This window comes from Pectobacterium versatile (assembly GCF_003932035.1).
GTDB classification, from domain to species: Bacteria; Pseudomonadota; Gammaproteobacteria; order Enterobacterales; family Enterobacteriaceae; genus Pectobacterium; species Pectobacterium versatile.
Genome location: NZ_CP034276.1, coordinates 599,851 through 617,673, shown reverse-complemented (window position 1 = coordinate 617,673; position 17,823 = coordinate 599,851). Strand labels below are relative to the sequence as shown.

At 49.2% G+C, this 17,823-nt stretch carries 15 protein-coding genes and 2 pseudogenes; 8 read left to right on the top strand and 9 right to left on the bottom strand.

Features of this window, described 5'->3' with window-relative positions:
• Position 1 precedes the first annotated feature (1 nt).
• From EIP93_RS02760 to EIP93_RS02750, 3 genes are read right to left on the bottom strand one after another with little or no spacing between them, the layout of a single operon-like run.
• Positions 2 to 1,717: a ParB family protein gene (locus EIP93_RS02760; protein ID WP_044209333.1), complete on the bottom strand. Its 1,716-nt coding sequence runs from the start codon at positions 1,715 to 1,717 to the stop codon at positions 2 to 4.
• Positions 1,717 to 3,084: an SPI-7-type island replicative DNA helicase gene (gene dnaB-PI / locus EIP93_RS02755; protein WP_044209331.1), complete on the bottom strand. Its 1,368-nt coding sequence runs from the start codon at positions 3,082 to 3,084 to the stop codon at positions 1,717 to 1,719. Before dnaB-PI ends, EIP93_RS02760 begins: the two co-directional genes overlap by 1 nt.
• Positions 3,077 to 3,472, bottom strand: coding sequence for a hypothetical protein (locus EIP93_RS02750; protein ID WP_052510506.1), 396 nt, complete (start codon positions 3,470 to 3,472; stop codon positions 3,077 to 3,079). Before EIP93_RS02750 ends, dnaB-PI begins: the two co-directional genes overlap by 8 nt.
• Positions 3,473 to 3,702: 230 nt before the next feature.
• Between EIP93_RS02750 and EIP93_RS02745 the strand changes: the two genes are divergently transcribed.
• Positions 3,703 to 4,110, top strand: a complete 408-nt coding sequence (locus EIP93_RS02745) for a hypothetical protein (RefSeq protein ID WP_052510505.1) — start codon at positions 3,703 to 3,705, stop codon at positions 4,108 to 4,110.
• Positions 4,111 to 4,123: 13 nt separating this feature from the next.
• Here the strand turns inward: EIP93_RS02745 and EIP93_RS02740 are convergent, their stop codons facing one another.
• Both EIP93_RS02740 and EIP93_RS02735 read right to left on the bottom strand, forming a co-directional pair.
• On the bottom strand, positions 4,124 to 5,011 hold the full coding sequence (locus EIP93_RS02740; protein WP_044209329.1) for a ParA family protein: 888 nt from the start codon (positions 5,009 to 5,011) through the stop codon (positions 4,124 to 4,126).
• 183 nt (positions 5,012 to 5,194) lie between these two features.
• A complete protein-coding gene (locus EIP93_RS02735) occupies positions 5,195 to 5,437 on the bottom strand; it encodes a helix-turn-helix domain-containing protein (RefSeq protein WP_107332272.1) in 243 nt (80 codons plus the stop codon).
• A gap of 56 nt (positions 5,438 to 5,493) precedes the next feature.
• Between EIP93_RS02735 and EIP93_RS22855 the strand changes: the two genes are divergently transcribed.
• Both EIP93_RS22855 and EIP93_RS02725 read left to right on the top strand, forming a co-directional pair.
• On the top strand, positions 5,494 to 5,631 hold the full coding sequence (locus tag EIP93_RS22855; protein ID WP_223878623.1) for a CcdB family protein: 138 nt from the start codon (positions 5,494 to 5,496) through the stop codon (positions 5,629 to 5,631).
• 612 nt (positions 5,632 to 6,243) lie between these two features.
• On the top strand, positions 6,244 to 7,077 hold the full coding sequence (locus EIP93_RS02725; protein ID WP_103861490.1) for a hypothetical protein: 834 nt from the start codon (positions 6,244 to 6,246) through the stop codon (positions 7,075 to 7,077).
• A 482-nt stretch (positions 7,078 to 7,559) separates the two neighbouring features.
• Here EIP93_RS02725 and phnP read toward each other — a convergent pair whose 3' ends face one another.
• The 4 genes and pseudogenes from phnP to EIP93_RS02705 form a co-directional block, all read right to left on the bottom strand.
• Complete coding sequence (gene phnP, locus EIP93_RS02720) at positions 7,560 to 8,345, bottom strand: phosphonate metabolism protein PhnP (RefSeq protein WP_180790426.1); 786 nt, start codon at positions 8,343 to 8,345, stop codon at positions 7,560 to 7,562.
• 38 nt (positions 8,346 to 8,383) lie between these two features.
• The gene (phnN, locus tag EIP93_RS02715; RefSeq protein WP_125232249.1) at positions 8,384 to 8,953 is read right to left on the bottom strand and encodes a ribose 1,5-bisphosphokinase; all 570 of its coding nucleotides are present in this window, start codon (positions 8,951 to 8,953) and stop codon (positions 8,384 to 8,386) included.
• Positions 8,954 to 9,056: 103 nt separating this feature from the next.
• Positions 9,057 to 9,284 (bottom strand): annotated as a pseudogene (locus EIP93_RS02710) (alpha-D-ribose 1-methylphosphonate 5-triphosphate diphosphatase); the annotation flags it as partial.
• Positions 9,274 to 9,631 (bottom strand): annotated as a pseudogene (locus EIP93_RS02705) (ATP-binding cassette domain-containing protein); the annotation flags it as partial. The pseudogenes EIP93_RS02705 and EIP93_RS02710, both read right to left, overlap by 11 nt.
• Positions 9,632 to 9,963: 332 nt before the next feature.
• Between EIP93_RS02705 and EIP93_RS02700 the strand changes: the two are divergent.
• From EIP93_RS02700 to EIP93_RS02680, 5 genes are all read left to right on the top strand, one after another.
• Positions 9,964 to 12,045 carry a DUF4034 domain-containing protein gene (locus EIP93_RS02700; protein WP_125232248.1) on the top strand — a complete coding sequence of 694 codons (2,082 nt, stop codon included), beginning with the start codon at positions 9,964 to 9,966 and terminating at the stop codon, positions 12,043 to 12,045.
• A 291-nt stretch (positions 12,046 to 12,336) separates the two neighbouring features.
• Positions 12,337 to 13,140: an efflux RND transporter periplasmic adaptor subunit gene (locus EIP93_RS02695; RefSeq protein WP_125232247.1), complete on the top strand. Its 804-nt coding sequence runs from the start codon at positions 12,337 to 12,339 to the stop codon at positions 13,138 to 13,140.
• Positions 13,137 to 14,462 carry an efflux RND transporter periplasmic adaptor subunit gene (locus EIP93_RS02690; protein WP_125232246.1) on the top strand — a complete coding sequence of 442 codons (1,326 nt, stop codon included), beginning with the start codon at positions 13,137 to 13,139 and terminating at the stop codon, positions 14,460 to 14,462. The genes EIP93_RS02695 and EIP93_RS02690 overlap by 4 nt, the downstream gene beginning before the upstream one ends.
• A complete protein-coding gene (locus EIP93_RS02685; protein ID WP_103972001.1) occupies positions 14,459 to 16,567 on the top strand; it encodes a site-2 protease family protein in 2,109 nt (702 codons plus the stop codon). Before EIP93_RS02690 ends, EIP93_RS02685 begins: the two co-directional genes overlap by 4 nt.
• Before the next feature lie 482 nt (positions 16,568 to 17,049).
• Positions 17,050 to 17,790: a phage tail protein gene (locus tag EIP93_RS02680; RefSeq protein WP_116586188.1), complete on the top strand. Its 741-nt coding sequence runs from the start codon at positions 17,050 to 17,052 to the stop codon at positions 17,788 to 17,790.
• Positions 17,791 to 17,823 lie beyond the last annotated feature (33 nt).

The following is a 17,823-nucleotide window of genomic DNA, read 5'->3' as shown; positions in this document are numbered from 1 at the left end:
TTTACTGCTCTGTTTGTTCCGTGGCGATCTGCCGCTGATGTTCGCGTAAACGACGCAATACCCGAATCAGACGTAATATTTTTACGGTGTACATATCATCAAGAACAGGAGAATCCCCTTTATTCGCAGAGCCGATAACATTCATGCAGAAGCTGAATATATTGAATGGTTCATTGCTTTGTTGGCCAGTCAGCCCATTGAGAAACAGAATAAATGGTGCTTTAGATATCATCGGGGCAATATAGCCAGCCTCAAGAGGCCCTTTCGCTTCCTGGATTTCATTGGGATAGCCCATAACCTCAGCCAGCTCAAATGCCAGTCGATAGGCGCTATCCTGTAAATGTTCTATGTCATCCTGAAACGCAGAGATCTGCCAAATATCAGAGACGGGTTCCAGACCCTCGTTAGCAAAAGAAAGCACAGAAGCAGAAGAGGCCAGTTGCTGAGTAGAATGCTCATCAGAAGGTAAAGGGAATGTGGTCTGATTATCTGTGCCTTCACACGAGCTGTTTGCCAACCCAGAAAGATTGTCATGAGAGAAGGCATTGTTATTGCCCAAGGATTCACTGTCCTCTACGCTTTCATCATCATGTTTATCGTCTTCATCGATATGCTGATAATGTTCATCAGTTGCGCTATTTAACGATGGAGGCACAGATGTTGAAGGCGGTGCTGAAAAATGTTGCCTGTCGTCATTCTTTCCAGACTGCTGGGAAGATTGAGGTACAGATTTTAGACCAGCATCATCATCGCGTTTGTCCTTATTTGCGGCTTCAAGTGGGGGCTCATGGACGAATGCTGGTAATGGGTCAGTCTCGCCGAACAGCTTGCGCTGATTACGCACTTTCGGATCTAATTCCATCACCCAGCGGTCGTAGTTAAGAGACGGGTGCGGTAAAGCACTGACCAGGGCGCCGATAAACTCGTCCCGGAATATTTCTAGTGACCAGTCATCTGGAGAATCGAATTTTTTGCAGCACCCACCAAAAACATCCTCAAAAGACATTAGTGGTGTCGCCCTAAAATCGTAAGAAGACCAAACAGTTTCCGCTACGCTTCTAAGTGATAAAAGGCTTTTTATTTGAGGTCTTCCCAATCCCGACTCAAGCAAATTCGGCATATAGGGGTGCAGGAAAGTTATCGTATTTTCCATCCTGCTAATGCTGGATTTGTCTGTTGGTAATCCTTCGCCTGCTAGCAATTCCTCTAACTCACGCAGTGATACAGATCTACCCAGTTGTTCTTCATAAATTCCACGGGCTTTCTGGATACCAAAGGCCTTTTCGATAAAAGCCAGCTCACCACGGACTTCATTCTCAACCAGATGGCCAATGACACACTTAAGCCGGCCGGGCCAAGGTTTAAAAATAACAGTGTGACGAAAGAAGCGATCTTCCCGAGTTTCCTCCCATAGTTCACTCAGAATTTTATGACGGGTATTACCGCCATCACTGAATATATAGACATCAGGGAGGTCAGGGTCACGCGTGACTATAGGTACAGTGACTAATCCTTTATGACGAATAGACTCTTTAATTTCGTCATATTTGGGATTACGTGTAGTACGTGGGTTGTCTGGATTAGGAGCCATCTGGTCCAACGTCAGCACCATCGGAATTTCATTGACTGGCAATGCGGAAACCTGAGCCGTTGAGGGCTCACGACTGCCTTGCAGCATTGCGTTGCCGAGCTGTAACGAGGCTATTTTTTTATTCATTAGTATTTCTCCCCATAGCCAGAACTCAAATCCCTGAAGCGCGTATATTGTGCATCAAAAGCTAGTTTTACCGTGCCCACGGGTCCCTGACGTTGTTTACCAATAATGATTTCTGCCAACCCTTTGTCTGATGTATTCGAGTCGTAAACCTCTTCACGATGGATGAACATAATCATGTCCGCATCCTGTTCCAGAGAACCACCATCCCTAAGATCGGATAGGGTCGGTCGTTTATCAGCTCGGGTTTGTGATGCACGATTAAGTTGAGATAGAGCCAGCAGAGGGACATCAAAGTACTTGGCAATGGCTTTGAGGGAACGAGAAATTACCGATATTTCCTGGGTACGGTTTTCGGAACCAGGAGAGCTCATCAACTGTAAGTAATCAATCATGACTAAGCATGGTTTACCGTATTTGCGAATAAAACGGCGTAAGCGAGAACGCAACAAGGATGGGGTTAAGTCACTGTTATCATCAATTATTAGACGGTTTTCCCAAGATTTCATGATGCCAAGGGCATCAGATATTCGAGCCCAAGCTTCATCATCTAATTGACCACTACGCATTGCCTGTACACTGACTTTTGCGATAGATGCAGTCATCCGCATAAGCAACTGCTCTGCTGGCATCTCCAAACTAAATATGAATATGGGTTTATCGGATACTAGTCCAAACGCATTTTCAGAAAAATTTAGCCCTAAAGATGTTTTCCCCATTGACGGTCGTGCAGCAAGAATAATTAGGTCGGCGTCCTGAAGACCGCACGTTTCTTTATCTAACTCCCTATATCCTGTGGGTGTTCCTGTTATTCCATCGGATACAGCGTTGTTGCGCTCCAATCGATCTACAACCAGCGTTAATCCGTGCTGGAGTGCTATTTCGCCTTTGGTTTCACGCTGTTCCGATATATTGAAAAGCGCTTGCTCAGCCTGTTCTGCAATATCAGAAACCTTTATTTGCCCATGTGCCGTAGACATTGCATCGGCGCTGATTTTTTTACCCAATGCGATCAACTGGCGAGCCTGACTTCTGTCTCTGACAATCTCGGCATAGGCATTCGTATTTGCTGCGCTGGGCGTGTTTTTGGCCAGTTCTGCAAGGTAAGCAAATCCCCCAATTGACTCAAACAGGTTATTAGGGGATTTTTCGATTGATTCTGACAGCGTTATGAGGTCGATGGGCTGGCCGCTCTCGACCAACCGTTGCATAGCCTTAAATATCTGCTGATGTGCACGGTTATAAAAATCGCCGGCAACGACCCGTTCAACCACATCGTCCCAACGGTTATTCTCAAGCATTAATGCCCCGAGAACTGACTGCTCGGCTTCCAAAGAAAAAGGAAGATGTTGCGTCTGGGAGCTAGCCATGCACAGCCTCCTTTCCGCCACAGCCAATCTGACTAATACTCATAAATGCTTTAATCAGACGCTCATGTGTTCTGGGAGAAACCAGCATTAACGGAAAATCATCCAAATAGCAGGGACGTTTGGCATCTTGATCCCAGCCAGTTTCAAACAGCATAGTGTCACTAGATGACCCTGTATTATCCAGGGAGAGAAGGGACAATTCTTCTTCCGGAAAAACGTTGTAAACAATGACTGAGGACTCAGGAACACCCCATGTATTCGCCAGAAGTGACCGTGCGCGTTCCCCTGCATCCTCAGTGTGAAATGTTTCAAAAAAAACGGTCTGTTCATCAACGTCTTTATAGCGCCAATGATTGCAGGAGCAGAATGCTCTATAGAGGGATTTCATTACTTTCCCTCCCCAACAGGACTGCCTGCCAAAACTACATTAAAGTCATGTAATAACACTGTTTTTAATAAGGTTATGTAAACTTCTGAAAAGGGCGTCGAATCTACCGTTGCGAGGGATACACTCCATTTTACTGACAGATCATTTCCTGACCGCTTAGTTTGGCGACTTAGGTCAGAAGGAACTGGCAGCAAACCCAACAACAGAGAACCTAACAACGGAGATCCGACATGGATTCTTTTGAAAAACGCTGTAAATTTTTTTACCGGCAGGCAGCAGAAAAGTATTCGGAGTATCCCGGTGCAGAACTGATTCAGATGTCCTATCGACTGCTGTGGCTGGGCGAATGGCTTCGTCTGACACATAACTGGCATCAGCAATTCAGTCCCAGTTCCCCGCGAGAAGCATTGGAATATGCGCTGATTAAGCAGCATCAGTGGACGCCAGAAATTATTCAAAGCATGTCCGATAAAGATATGTCGTTGGCGCTGACCGACTATTGGACCGCTTTTGCAGCCGATCCTGAATGGAGCTCCAAGCAATGGGATATCGAGAAGCAGCTCGACCGATTGGATGATCCGTACACCGGAATGGATATTTGGCCTAAAAGCACGCAGGCAAGTGCCATTCCGGCATAATAGTGGCTGAAGGTTAGACATTAGCTTCCTCCCCTGCACCAGTTTGATTCCGTAAAACAGAATCAAACTGCCCTTTCCAATGAGGGAAAAGCTCGCAAGCTAGACTATGCATAGTCACCGCAGCCGCTGCACTCTTGCGATCAGTGACATATTCCAGACGGTGGACAGGTTGGCCAAAGGCATGACCGCGCTTATAGACTTCGAGCTGGTCAATTTTTGTTTCAAGTATGGAGATGTTTATGCTTTCGGATTGAAGGTATTTTTTCTCAGAAACGATATTGCCCAACTCTTCCAACGTCTTACGATCCAATGATGTGTTCTCAACACAATTGGCCAGAATTTTGATATCAGGGATCTTAATCCCATAAGCCTGCAACGCCAGTAGCCGGGACATTAGACGCACTGTTCCGCGCATGAATTCCCGAACATCAGGAAGTATGGGCTTAATCACACCAACAACATTTTCTGTCGCGGCTAGAACAACAAGTTCAACCATGATGCCTGCGGCCCCTTTAGAGTCGATCATGATGACGTCGTAATCCTGAAAACTTTGATGTTGAAGAATATTCTTGAGGCGCATGCGTCCATCAGGGGCGTGAAGCATCGCTGTGGGGAGACGATCATCAGGATCGTTGGAGATGATGAGATCGAGGTTAGGTATGGCTGTTCGAGAAATTATGCTGTCTGGCTGGTTTAGATCTGTTGTCTGCATTAACAGCTCAAACAATCCAAACGGAGCCTCATGTTCCAGTGCATAAATACTGCTGGCAGTAGGCTGCGAATAGTCGCCATCAATAAGCAAAGTCTTTAACCCTGCATCAGCAAAAAAACCTGCAAGATTAGCAGCTTGAGTCGACTTCCCTTCGCCGCCTTTTGTCGAAATTACGGGTAAGATTTTCATTTTGCACACTCGGTTGAATGTGCAGCTTTTTTGCGTCTATCTCAGCACGAGGATTGAAAATCCTCGTGTCCTTGGTTCGATTCCGAGTCCGGGCACCACTAATTTAAAGAAACCAGCCTAACGGCTGGTTTTTTGCTTTTGGGGGATTGGGTTCTGAACTGGGTTCACTCCTCTGCGAGAACGTTATCCTACCTCCCCCTCCCCATGATTCGGACTCATACCTTGGTAGCGTGACGGCCAGATCTCTTCCGGCTGCTTTCCCAACGCATAAGCAATTAATCTCTCACCTTTAGGCCAATGTCTTGTCAACGCGTTAGCAAGTGTTGAAGACGCTAATCCAGATGCCCTTGAAACCGCCGCCAGCGTTGTGCCTTTCTTCCTCAAGCCAGCAATAATGTCTGCCGGATGCCAATCGTGCTTATCCATTTCTCTCACCTCTCCCTATGATGAACCAATCCAATTATCCCATTTTGGGATAAAAAATTCACATCAACGGCGAAGACTATCGGCTGATGACCATTGAACTATCGAGCGTTCCCGTTGAAGTCATGGGTGAAACTATCGCGGACCTCGGCAAGTATGCAGATGAGATTAGGGATGCGATTAATCTTATGTTTTAGAGGGTTTGAGAGGTACCAATAGCATTCAGCGAATCGAGTCTTAAAAATAGCGCCCTCCACAGTACCAGAATGCTGAAAAGTTTCTAAGAGTGAATGGTCTGGTTTGCCAGGATGCTTACAGGAAACCAACAAGACGATTATCAACTACAAAAGTTGTGTGGTATTAGCGTAGGTTCCACTGCCGCAAACTGTGGTGTAGTAACCACCACTATCAACATCAGGAGAAACTTAATGAAATTCAATTTCATAACTTTTCGTATTAGAGCATCACTCTATAGATAAAAAAACTAATTATTAACTCGCCACCCATCTATTTACTCACGAAAAATTTAATGTAAAAAACAAAAAAACCTTAAATAATTATCAATGAAATGATTTAAAAAATAACTATTTTTGCTTCAATAAAATAACATGAAAAATAAAATGGAAAAAATAAATTAATAACCTACACTACAAATCACATATCTTTAATTATGGTTAAAAACCTTTCAAATAATTTAAAATTCAAGAGAAATATATAATTAAATTATTCAAAGCTAATTATAAGCAAGAGAAGTATGTAGTTTGAAATGTATCATCAAAAATATGTAAACCACCACAATAGGAGTGATTATGTTAAATGAAAAAGCAATTCAAGATGTGGATCTGTATTTTCAAAATATTCACGGCCCTGAGGGTAGACTTGCATCCAATGAAACATTTGATATCGTCCCTGGGCTCTCAAAAGATGGGGCTGTTCAATATCAAACTTACCAATTCAACGAAGCACCGAAACACCTACAAAAACAAGTAAAAGCCGGTCGAATACTCATGGAGCGTTTTGTTGCTGTTGCGAGTGCTGCTGTCAACAAGAAAGCACCAAGCAATAAGGAAAAGTACCATTACGATATCTGGAAGGAAGTCTCTAATCAATTAATTCCGGCATTCTTCACCGATCCTATAAAAGGTGAGCAAAATTTAAACACAACAGTAAAAGGCGTTGAAGTAGCCAAAAGTGTAATTCAATTTGCAGGAAATGTTATCGCTGGAAACGTAACCGGGTTTGCAACATTCCTTCAAAATTTCGGTAATGGTTTAAGTGCCGAAATGAATAAAACCCAAGCAAATTACAATTACCTTTATGCGTATTCAACACATGATCTATTTCAAGATACTAGTGGCAATGTATTCTACAAACCAAGATTTTTAATTTATGGTACCCATTTCAAGCAGGAGCAAAAGAAGATCGCTACCTCTTGTGCTTCATATCAAGAAGTAAATCTTGAATTTGGAGTGGATACGGTTGGGGGTACATTCAGGATTGAAGAATACTTTAGCAATGAAACATTCAAGAAAAAAGTTGACAACTTCTTAGATAAATACGAAGGAAAAGCAATTGATGATGCTGATTCTTATTTCGATGACATATTTAACGGTGTAAAGCCAAATAAAAATTATGTATATTAAATATTCATAAAATATAGTCAGGGTGAACGCCATGGCGTTCACCCTATTAATATTAACCAACCATATTCACAGATAGTTTTTAATATATGCTCTAAATCATTCGATTTTCATGCTGGTTGGACTCCGATGAGAGACAGGATGTCCCATTATTTCATAACGATGAGCTTGCTGAAGTAAGTGATTCGGATAAGTAAACGTAGCCAACGTACATGTAATGTGAAGTACGACGAATATATCTCAGCCATCAACCGATGGCACGATGTCCAACAAAATCACAACCGGCAATAAAAAATTGGGTTATACGGTAGCTGGCCAAGACAATGCAGCATATATACCTCAAGCATAATTAGCTGCATAACCCCTTATGAAGTTCAGGTAGTTCCTACTGCTAAGGGATTTTATTCGATCATTACGCAACCTCATTTTCTTGTTCGAAGATAGCCTCTGTCAGAAAAGTGTAGAGTAATGCCCCCGAATCCCCCCTACAACCCCAACACCAGCCCGTCATACGCTGCATGAACGTTTTCAGGCAGCAACGTTTGCGTTTGGAGCCAGCGATCCAGTTCGTGACCGATGTGGGTCAGGTACAGTTGTTTGGGGTTTAGCTGAGTGAAGATCGCCAGCGCACAGGTGATGTCATTGTGGTTGCGCGGAGGCGTCGTCTGGGGAGGATGGCTGCAATCGACAATCGCATAGTCCAGCGTGTGTGATGCAAGAAACTGAACGGTTTCGGGCGGTAGTCCGATGGTATCGGTCAGGTAGGCTAGCGTATGTGTCGGTGTCTGGATGAGGTAACCGTAGGTTAATTTGGAATGGATTAAGGGAACGGGCGTGATCCTTATACCGTCCAGTTCGAAGGGCTGGAAAGGCATCAGGTGCGGTTGAAAATGCAGGATCCCTGGGTGCTTAAAGAGATCGTCGCAGCCCGCTTCATCTGGGGGGCCAAAGACCGGAATGGGCTCGCCGTAGCCCCAGCGCATGGGAAATAATCCCTGAACGTGATCCATGTGATAGTGGGTCAGCAGAATATGCCGAGTCGGATAGGGAAGCAGATAAGGCGCTAGCTCGGGCAATCCGGCATCAATCAGGATGATGCGGTCTTTTGTGGTGATTGCCGCGCAGCAGGCACGACGCCGTTTTTTTTCATCGCGTTGCGCCTGCTGGCAAACCTCACATTCGCAGCCAAAGGCGGGCACCTGCTGCGCGCCACCAGTTCCCAGAAAGTGAAAAACGATCCCGTCACTATTTGCTGCCATATTTGCTGCCATCGGTTTCCTCCTGCTCTTCGGTGCGATTGCCACTCGGCCTATTGTTCGCTGCGCGTCGCACAAGCGCTGTCAAACGACAGCAGCGACTGAAAGGTGGATAAGGTGCGTTGCAGATCGCCGTCGTTATTCAATAAAACACAGTCGCTTTGTAAGCGGCGTTGTTCTTCTTCAGCGCGCTGCAAACGCGTAGCGATCTGCTGTTCACTTTCCCGCCCTCTGGCGCGTAACCGCTCTCGCAGTGCCGATGCAGAGACGGTCAGGCATATCGGAAACAGCGTGTTGCCATAGCGTTCACGCGCCTGAGTCAGGTAAGCCCGTGAGCCATTCACGATGACGTCATTCCCCCGCTGTAGCCAGTCATCAATCTCGATCCCGATACCATAATGGCACTCATGCGCCTGCCAAGAGAGCGCGAAGAGGCCAAGCTGCTGACGAATCGCGAACTCCTCCGGCGTCAGTGCAATGTGGTTCTCGCCTTGTATTTCAGCGGGACGGGTAATGTACCGGTGCGCCACCAGCAAGCGTGGCAGCGCAAGCTGACGAATCGCCAGCAGCAGGCTGTCTTTGCCTGCACCGGAAGGGCCAATGAGGTAGATGAGTTTCGTCATGATCAGAATACCCGGACGCCCTGACGCCACACGCGCAGCAGCTTCATTTGTGGCGCATGCCGTTTGACGAGCAGCAGGTCGGCTCGCCGCCCTTCTTCAATGCAGCGGCGTGAACCCGCCAGTTAACGCCGGGGCGCGGCGTGAAACACTTATCGAGATTATCCGTGTGTAGCTCGACAAGCCCCGGCAGGAGCCAAGCCTGCTCACCATCCAGCGCACCGGGGTGACGGCTGGGTCTATCGCTGATGTGGTGAATCACGCCGTTGCGCACTTCCAGTGAGCCATGAATAATTTCCCGTGAGAGCACCATGTTGACGTTATTAATGATCATTTGCGGTCTCCTGAGCGTTGGAAGCTATCGGCAGCGTGTTCATCGACATGGCGTTCACTGACATCATGTAAAGGCGATCGGCGACTTCCTGGCGGACTTCGTCATCATGGAAGAGGCCGACGATGGCACACCCTTTGTTCTTCGCATTGTTGATGAGCTGTGTGACAGCCAGTCGGTTTTTGGCATCCAACGAAGCTGTCTGGTTCGTCTAACAACAGAATCGGGTAGTCGCCAATAAACCCACGGGCAATATTAATGCGCTGCTGTTCACCGCCGGAAAAGGTGGTTGGCAAATCGTCCAGATGGTTTTCGGGCAGCTCGACGTTTTCCATCCACTGCGCCGCTTTACGGCGAATATCGCCATAGTGTCAATTGCCGATTGCCATGAGCCGTTCGCTGATGTCATAGATCGAGAGCAGCCTGCTGCTCGGCGTCGCGGAAGCCTTTTTCCGGCGCATACAGGTGTGTGAGGTGCCGTTCCCGTCCCCATTTACACCGTTTTAAACGGTTATTTACATTTATGTAAATATATATGTCTGAGCACCGATTTATTGGTATAACTGTAATCATTATCAAGTAGATACAACACGGTAACCCCCGAAATCCTGCCTGCACATGCTGCTGATAAAGCGCGATGTTGTCGGCGTGATGACTCAACAACAGGCCAAGAATTTACGCTATGACATTAATTTCTGAATCACTCACCGCATTGGTTAAGCGCCGCACGCAGCTGCGCGAGATGTTCGCGACGCATCAATTCGATGCACTCGATACCCTGCTGGAGCAAGAACACCAGATTTGGCTGGATGGCCCCAACCGGCCTTATACCTATCTCTGGCACGTTAATTCGCTCTTTGACCCAGCGGTATCTGATGCCGATACCCTGCCACACTTGCAGGCATGGGTTGCCGCATGCCCAGAGAGCTATCACGCCACTTATCTGACAGGGCAATATTGGGAGAACGCCGCTGCGCGGATTCGTACCTCAAACGGCGGGCAATATGTAGAAGACGATCGCTGGATGGGCGCGGAACTGGCTCGCGATCTGGGCGTCTCGGCCTACCTACGCGCCAGTGCTTTACATCAACGGCCTGCGCTGGCCTTTTCCCGCCTGTTTCGTTTGACCTGCTATTTAGGGGAACCGCAATGGCTGGGCGTATTACTACAAGGTGGTGAACCACTGACCTACGCACAGCGTCAGGCGCAGGTGGAACCCGAGTTGTGGGAAGCGGGTCTACAGCACCTGCGTAATGAAGGCGCACAAGCGCTTGTTGAACTTCCTGTTGCTCTGCCCGCATCACTGCCGGCCAGAGAGGAACACGAATGGGAAGAGCCCATGCACTACTGGCTGCGTGTCACCTTGGCCGTTCGTCCACAGGACGTAGAAGTGCGCAAAGAGTGCGTTTACTTCCTGTACCCACGCTGGGGCGGCAGCCATGAGGCAATGGCGCAATTTATTGATGGGCCACTGTGTGAAGTACTGATAGAGCAAGAACGTAACAGCCTGCGTGTGACGCAGTGTTGGGACTACCTTGGCTATGCCGCACTCATTCCAGACGCAGACGATACCGAAAGCATCAAATACTGTCGGGAAACATTCGACTGGTTGCTGGGTCTGGAGCTCTTTCCAGAAACCCGCGCACGTGTTTTACGCCAGTACGCCTGGTTCCTCAGCCACTATGCCCGTATTGAGGATGAAAACGGCATCCACTGGAATAAAGCGGATATGCAACTGGCCTACGACCTGATGGTTGAAGCGTGGCAAGTTGATTCCCCAGAATCCGATCCCGAAAGCGATGCATTCGCCACGTTAATTAGCTGTCTGGATTTCGCCCACATTCAAGATAGTTTCGGTTTAATGCCGAAATGGCTGGAACGCTGCCAATACTGGGGCGATGCGCACTATGAAACCACCATCGCGGCGCTCGCCAGTAAATTTGGCTTCTACGGTATCTCAAAAGGCCAATTTGATAGCGATGCGTTGCTTGCCCGTTGCCGCGTAATGAAATCAGATACAAATTTTGGTCAAGCAGCCACAAACCTGTTCGAGTACGTTTCTGAAGAAGCAGGCGTATTCCTGCTGCACGAAGCCGCCGACTGGGGGGAAGCCTCCTCAATGGCTGCGCTGTCGGATTTATACTCCGGCCATCTTTCCCGCCGTAACGGCCGCGATCCTTCGCCTTACGAAGATCAGGAAAAATCAGACTACTGGCAGGAACGCGCAGCAGATGCAGGCAGCGAGATTTGCCAGTACAACATTGCCTATTGCCTGATTAGAGATAATGAAACGCTATCGCCAGAGCAGTACCAGCGCGCACGCGAACTGATGTTCGGCGTACTGCATCGCCCCAACGTGGGGAGAACGGTGTGGACACGCGCAGCAAGGGAACTGAGCACGCTGCTGCTTTTTAGCAACATTGCGGAAGATCAGGCGATCTGTGTGGATGTCGTCCTGCCTGAATTATGGAAAGATGAGGATGATGCCAACTGCGACTATGCGGCAGGTTATTACGCGTATGCTTTCCGTAACGGGGCGGGCGTCGTCCAGAATAGCTATCTGGCCAAAGTGTGGATCGACCGCGCGCTGGAAATCAGTCCTGATAGCCAGTACAACCGCGATCGGGCGAACGAAATCTATCAACGGAGCGGCATGCTGGGCGGCGTTCGCGCCAAAATGGGCTTCAGCCGCGATAAAGCGCAAATGGATGCGCGTGGACGAGCGATCACGTTTGGCGATGACGCCGATCAGGAACACCAGTAAGCCACGACCGGTTTTCCCGTTTCATCATGGGGAAATCGCGGTATCGTGTTATTGGGGCAGCACTGCTGCCCCTGTTATTTTCAGGTGTTAATATCTATCGAGCTTCAAATCGCACAAACATGGACTAAAACGACAAATTGAGACCAGAACAGCCCTCTATTGCAGTTGTCAATTCAGCGTATTTTGTACCATTATATTCCCCAAAATAAGCACCGCTAATCAGTGAAAATTCAGAAAGTCCTTTTATCTTTTCTGACGTGGCACACACCTCAACAAATAAGGCAGGTCAGTGTGGATGGTTTCAGTAACGTAATATTTCGCCACGCTTTTCAATTGCTGGCACTTTCCTTATTCGCGTTTGCGGCCCATGCGCAAACGAGCGACCCACTCTTGGCAATGCCCTCTCATGACACACCCTCTCTCACGTCTACTGACAATCAGGCTCGCGGCATTCTGATAGCGGTGGAACAAGCCACGCTGTCCAGCGAATTGGCCGGACGTATTGTGGAAATACCGTTTAGAGAAGGGGAATCCTTCAAGAAAGGCGATCTGTTGGTGCGGTTTGACTGTTCCATTTACCAAGCTCAATTGGCTGCGGCTTCTGCTGCCACACGAGCCGCAGAAGCGGAGCTGAGCCAAAATCAGCAGTTGGCACAGATGAAATCAGTGGGGAGACACGCGGTATCGTTATCAGCCGCGCACTTTGCACAAGCTCAGGCAGAAAGCCAGGTTTACCAAATTCAGGTCAATCGTTGTCACATCACCGCCCCCTTCGACGGTCAGGTGGTAAAACGCCGTGTGCAAGCCTTTGAGAGTGTGGCGCAAGGTGCTCCACTGCTGGACGTGGTGAATAACCGCCACCTAGAGATCAACTTGCTAGTACCATCACGACTTCTGTCGGTGCTCAAACCCGGATTAGTCTTTACCTTCACGCCGGATGAAACCGGAAAACCGTTACAAGCCAAGGTCACACGACTTGGCGCACGTATTGATGAGAGCAGTCAAACCCTAGGCCTGATTGGTACACTGGCCCACGCGGACAATACCTTGATGGCCGGTATGAGCGGAACGGCACAGTTTTCGGAGGCGCGGTGAGTACTACGCCAACGTCTGTCAGCACCGCTACGTTTGCCCGCTTCCTTGACCTCGAGCAGCAGGCGCGGGCAGCCAATAGCACAGAAGAGCTAGCTTACTGCATCGTCAACGACAGCCAGCCGCTATTCAGTTTTCGCCATGCCGCCCTTGTGATTAACGGTAAGGTGCGCGCCGTAACCGGCGTCACTCAACCTGCACCCCATGCCCCCTTTGTCGCCTTTGTTGAACGTGCCTGTACGCAGTTATCATCCGTCGATGAGAAAACATTGGCTCAATGCAGAGTGATTCAAGCCTCACAGCTTGATGAACAAAGCCGTAAAGATTGGCTGGCGCTGTCTGCCCCCGAGGCACTATGGTCTCCCCTGAACGATCGTCAGGGGAACCCCTTCGGTGGTATTTGGTATGCAAGAGAGCAACCATGGCAGAGTACCGATCAGATACTGGCGGAGCAACTCAGCGGGGCTTTTAGCCACGCCTGGCTGGCTCTCGAACCGCAAACGACCCGTTGGCGTCGTCGGGCTCGGTGGAAAATCGTCGTACCTGCGCTGCTACTGCTCGCTTGCCTGTTCATTCCAGTGCGCCAATCCGTGTTGGCACCCGCCGAGGTTATTCCTCATCAAGGCCGTGTCGTCGCCGCACCACTGGACGGCGTAATCCAATCCTTTACCGTGTTACCGAACCAGAGTGTGCGTCAAGGAGACGTGTTGGTTCGCTTTGACAGCACAACGCTGAAAGCCCAGGCAGATGTAGCCGAACGTGCATTGAATGTCGCCGAAGCGGAGCACCGCGCGAGTTCTCAACGCGCATTTCAGGATGCGGACTCCAAAGCCAGGCTCGACTTTCTCGCCGCTCAGGTGGCACAAAAACGAGCGGAACGCGATTACGCCAATGCCTTGCTGAGTCGCGCAGAAATCCGCGCCGAACGGGATGGCATTGCGGTATTTGCCGACGCAACGCGCTGGATGGGGAAACCGGTACGTACCGGCGAACGTTTGATGGAGCTGGCAGACCCCGCTCTCACCGCGTTACGCATCGAGTTAGACGTGGGTGACGCCATCCAGTTGCAGCAAGAGGCACCCATTACACTGTTTCTGGACAGCGATCCACTGACGCCACACGCCGCATTGTTAGAACGTATCGCCTATGAGTCGGAACAGACACCAGCCGGCAATCTGGCCTACCGTCTGGATGCACGCTTCACTGACACACCGCCACGTATCGGCCTGCGCGGCACGGCAAAAATTTCCGGCGACTATGTTCCCCTTGCCGTTTATTTGTTCCGTCGCCCGCTAGCAGTGATCCGTCAGGCGATTGGGCTATGAATCCGCACCTGCCTCCACTGCGCGCCGATCTTCAATTGGTAGAATCGGCTCCTGGCATCAACGGAGCCCCGCAGTGGGTGCTGTCCGATCCTATAACCGGGCGTTATTTTACCCTGACCCCCTCGGCTATCCGCCTGCTGCGGCATTGGCCATTGCGCCAGCCGCAGCAAATATTGGCCGCCGCCAACAGTGAGCCTGGCCTGCCGCTGCGAGTGAAAGAGTTAGAGCAACTACTACAGTTCCTACGCCAGCACGATTTAGTCGCGGCAAGCGATCCAGAACAACGTCGGCGCTATTTGGGCAAAGCTCAGGCGATGCGCACCAGCTTGTGGAAAAGTGTGCTGCACCAGTATCTTTTTTTCCGTATTCCTCTGTGGCGACCCGATCCGGTACTTAACCGCTGTTGGCCGTTGCTACAGCGCTATGGCGCGCCCTTTCTGATTTGGGTCTTTCCATTAATCCTGCTGCTGGGCTTATTTTTGGTCAGTCGAGACTGGGTACGTTACACCCATTCGTTTCCACACCTCTTCAGCCTGTCCGGTATGGCCGTGTTCGGTGTCTCTCTGGTGTTCGCCAAATTTATCCATGAGCTAGGCCATGCCTTCATGGCCAAACGGGCAGGCTGCCGTGTGCAAAGCATGGGCGTTGCCTTTATCGTGTTATTTCCCTTGTTTTATACTGACACTACCGACGCCTGGAAACTGAAGGATCGTCAGGCACGTTTGCTGATCGGCGCGGGCGGCATTCTGGCCGAACTGATGTTGGCGGTTATTGCGCTATTGGCCTGGGCATTACTGCCAGATGGCCCGGCACGAACGGCAGCCTTTATGCTTTCCAGCGCGACGTGGCTGACTACGTTGGTCGTAAACCTTAACCCTTTGATGCGCTTCGATGGCTACTTTTTACTTAGCGATTTCTGGCGCGTAGAGAATCTGCAAGAACGTGCTTATGCGCTCTGCCGCTGGCGGTTGCGGGAAAGTCTGTTCGGTCATGGTCACCCAGCGCCGGAAAACCTCTCTCCCTCCCTGCAACGCAAACTGCTGGTATGGGGCTATGCCTCTTGGATATGGCGCTTTTTCCTGTTCTTTGGCATCGCGCTGGTGGTTTACCACTTTTTTATCAAGGTGATCGGCATTGGTTTAATGCTGGTTGAAATCGTCTGGTTTATCGCGCTACCGATAGCCAAAGAAGCCTATGCCTGGTGGTCAATGCGCAAATCAATACACCCCATCGCTTTTTTGCGCAGCGCCCTGCTGTGCTTGACACTCTTGTTTATCTTGCTCTATCCATGGGGTGGCAGCATCCACATTCCTGCCGTATTGGAATCCGAGAAGGTCAGTACCCTCTACAGTCCTGTTCCGGCGCAGGTTAACCGGCTACACGTTACAGATGGTCAGCGGGTAGATGCCGGAGACATTCTGCTGGAACTCACGTCAGTCGATCTGGATTATCGTCTCGATATTGAGCGTCAGCGTATCGCCCAGTTACAACAGCAACGACAGCGTGGAGCGGCACGACAGGAGACGGCGAGTGAAATTCAGGTCATGGATTGGCAGTTAGCTGAGGCGCTGGCACGCTATCGTGGGTTGGCAGCACAGCGTCAACGCTTAACGATTCGAGCACCGCAAGCAGGTGTAGTACGCGATCTGGCTCGTGATATGACAGCAGGACGCTGGTTAACGGCGGATACGCCATTACTACGCGTGGTGGAACCCACGCAGGGACGGGTAATTGGCTATATACCCGAAGAGTCGCTCATGCGTACTCAAGAGGGCATGCAGGGCATCTTCCTTGCCGACGATCCCGCTTTCCCACGTCTTGACGTCACGCTTCATGACATTGCTCCCACGGGCAGCGCTTACCTGCAACAAGAAATGCTTGCTTCCGATCTCCACGGCCCGATTGCCGTACGACGCGACCGCGACCACAATCCTCAACCAGTGCAGGCACAGTACCGCGTTCGTTTCATAATACAGGAAGAGCAATTTCTGCCGCTGCAACAGCCTCTACGGGGCAGCGTCATTCTGGAAGGAGAAAAGGAATCGATTCTTGGTACGGTGTGGCGTCGGGTAGCGGCATTGGGTATCAGGGAAAGTGGTTTTTAGCGGGTTAGTTATTCTCAACATATACATCTGTCTTAGCTAATATCTGGAGCAGGAGATGCTCCAGATTCTGTAAAAAAGCGTTACACCTTTCCTAATCTCATCAGTTAATAAGATTACTTAACGTTTTCACGTATCTATTGCGTCGAACACACACTACATTTTATTAACAAATGAATTTCTCTCTGGTTTTTTATTACATTGACAACATACACATATCGTAGCAATCCCAGCACATCCCAGCCAAATAAAATCAAATAAATACCAATTAAAATCAACAATTTAAAAAAGATAATCTTTTTCTTATCAGTCTACGTAAAAGCCTATTGCTAGTTTCATTTTTTATATGTAATTTTGTTTTTATTGTTTACATAAAATTACATGTCACTTAGCAAGTGAAGTTAGGCATCACAAGACCAAGCATCGAAATCATCAGATATATTTCACCCAGCGTGGAATTGTCCCCATTCCAAGGAGAGATGTTTATGAAATGCGTTCAACGTCTGTTTGCCAAATCGGCGCTCGCTGCTGTGATGGCTGCTGGTCTATTCCAGCCGACATCCGCATCTGCATGCGCTGCAGAGCCTTACATTGGCTCTATTTGTTATATGGTCACCAGCTATTGCCCAGAGGGATATCTTCCTGCAAATGGACAAACGGTAACGATCAATCAATATCAGGCGCTTTATGCCTTGATCGGAAATATTTGGGGAGGCTCTCTACAGCAAGGTAACTTTGCGCTCCCCGACATGCGCGGGCGCGTACCGGTAGGGGTTGGACAAGGGCCAGGGTTAGCCAATGTCACTCGTGCACAAGTCTTTGGGGCAGAGAATGTCGCATTGACGACAGGTAATGTTGCCCCACACATACATCCGGCTACCATTACCGCTTCAGGAAGCGTTAGCGGTACGGCTTCTATCGCTATTCCTGTGGTAAACGGTGCGGCAACGACTAACGTACCAGACAACACGACATCATTGGCGACAACGTCTCCTTCGTTTGATTTAAGCTCGCTTGGGGGAGCTGACTCACCAGCTAAAATTTATAGTAATGCCTCACCTACCACGACGTTGAAGCCATTTTCCGCCCCGTTTAGTGCGGCTAGCCTAACGGGTATAACTATTTCCCCTAATATTGGCGGCACACCTTTCAGCGTTCGTAACCCCAGTGTGGGGCTAACGGCGTGCATAGCGGCTATAGGCATTTTTCCTGTAAATCCAAACTAATAACCACGCGCTTCCCTCATTTTCAGGGGAGCG

Bases quoted from the DNA above. Each gene is read 5' to 3' on its own strand.
- EIP93_RS02735 (WP_107332272.1), bottom strand. From the start codon at position 5,437: ATGGATAAGCACGATTGGCATCCGGCAGACATTATTGCTGGCTTGAGG.
- EIP93_RS02685 (WP_103972001.1), top strand. From the start codon at position 14,459: ATGAATCCGCACCTGCCTCCACTGCGCGCCGATCTTCAATTGGTAGAA.
- EIP93_RS02750 (WP_052510506.1), bottom strand. From the start codon at position 3,472: ATGAAATCCCTCTATAGAGCATTCTGCTCCTGCAATCATTGGCGCTAT.
- phnN (WP_125232249.1), bottom strand. From the start codon at position 8,953: ATGACGAAACTCATCTACCTCATTGGCCCTTCCGGTGCAGGCAAAGAC.
- EIP93_RS02680 (WP_116586188.1), top strand. From the start codon at position 17,050: ATGAAATGCGTTCAACGTCTGTTTGCCAAATCGGCGCTCGCTGCTGTG.
- dnaB-PI (WP_044209331.1), bottom strand. From the start codon at position 3,084: ATGGCTAGCTCCCAGACGCAACATCTTCCTTTTTCTTTGGAAGCCGAG.
- EIP93_RS02745 (WP_052510505.1), top strand. From the start codon at position 3,703: ATGGATTCTTTTGAAAAACGCTGTAAATTTTTTTACCGGCAGGCAGCA.
- EIP93_RS02760 (WP_044209333.1), bottom strand. From the start codon at position 1,717: ATGAATAAAAAAATAGCCTCGTTACAGCTCGGCAACGCAATGCTGCAA.
- EIP93_RS02740 (WP_044209329.1), bottom strand. From the start codon at position 5,011: ATGAAAATCTTACCCGTAATTTCGACAAAAGGCGGCGAAGGGAAGTCG.
- EIP93_RS02700 (WP_125232248.1), top strand. From the start codon at position 9,964: ATGACATTAATTTCTGAATCACTCACCGCATTGGTTAAGCGCCGCACG.
- EIP93_RS02725 (WP_103861490.1), top strand. From the start codon at position 6,244: ATGTTAAATGAAAAAGCAATTCAAGATGTGGATCTGTATTTTCAAAAT.
- phnP (WP_180790426.1), bottom strand. From the start codon at position 8,345: ATGGCAGCAAATATGGCAGCAAATAGTGACGGGATCGTTTTTCACTTT.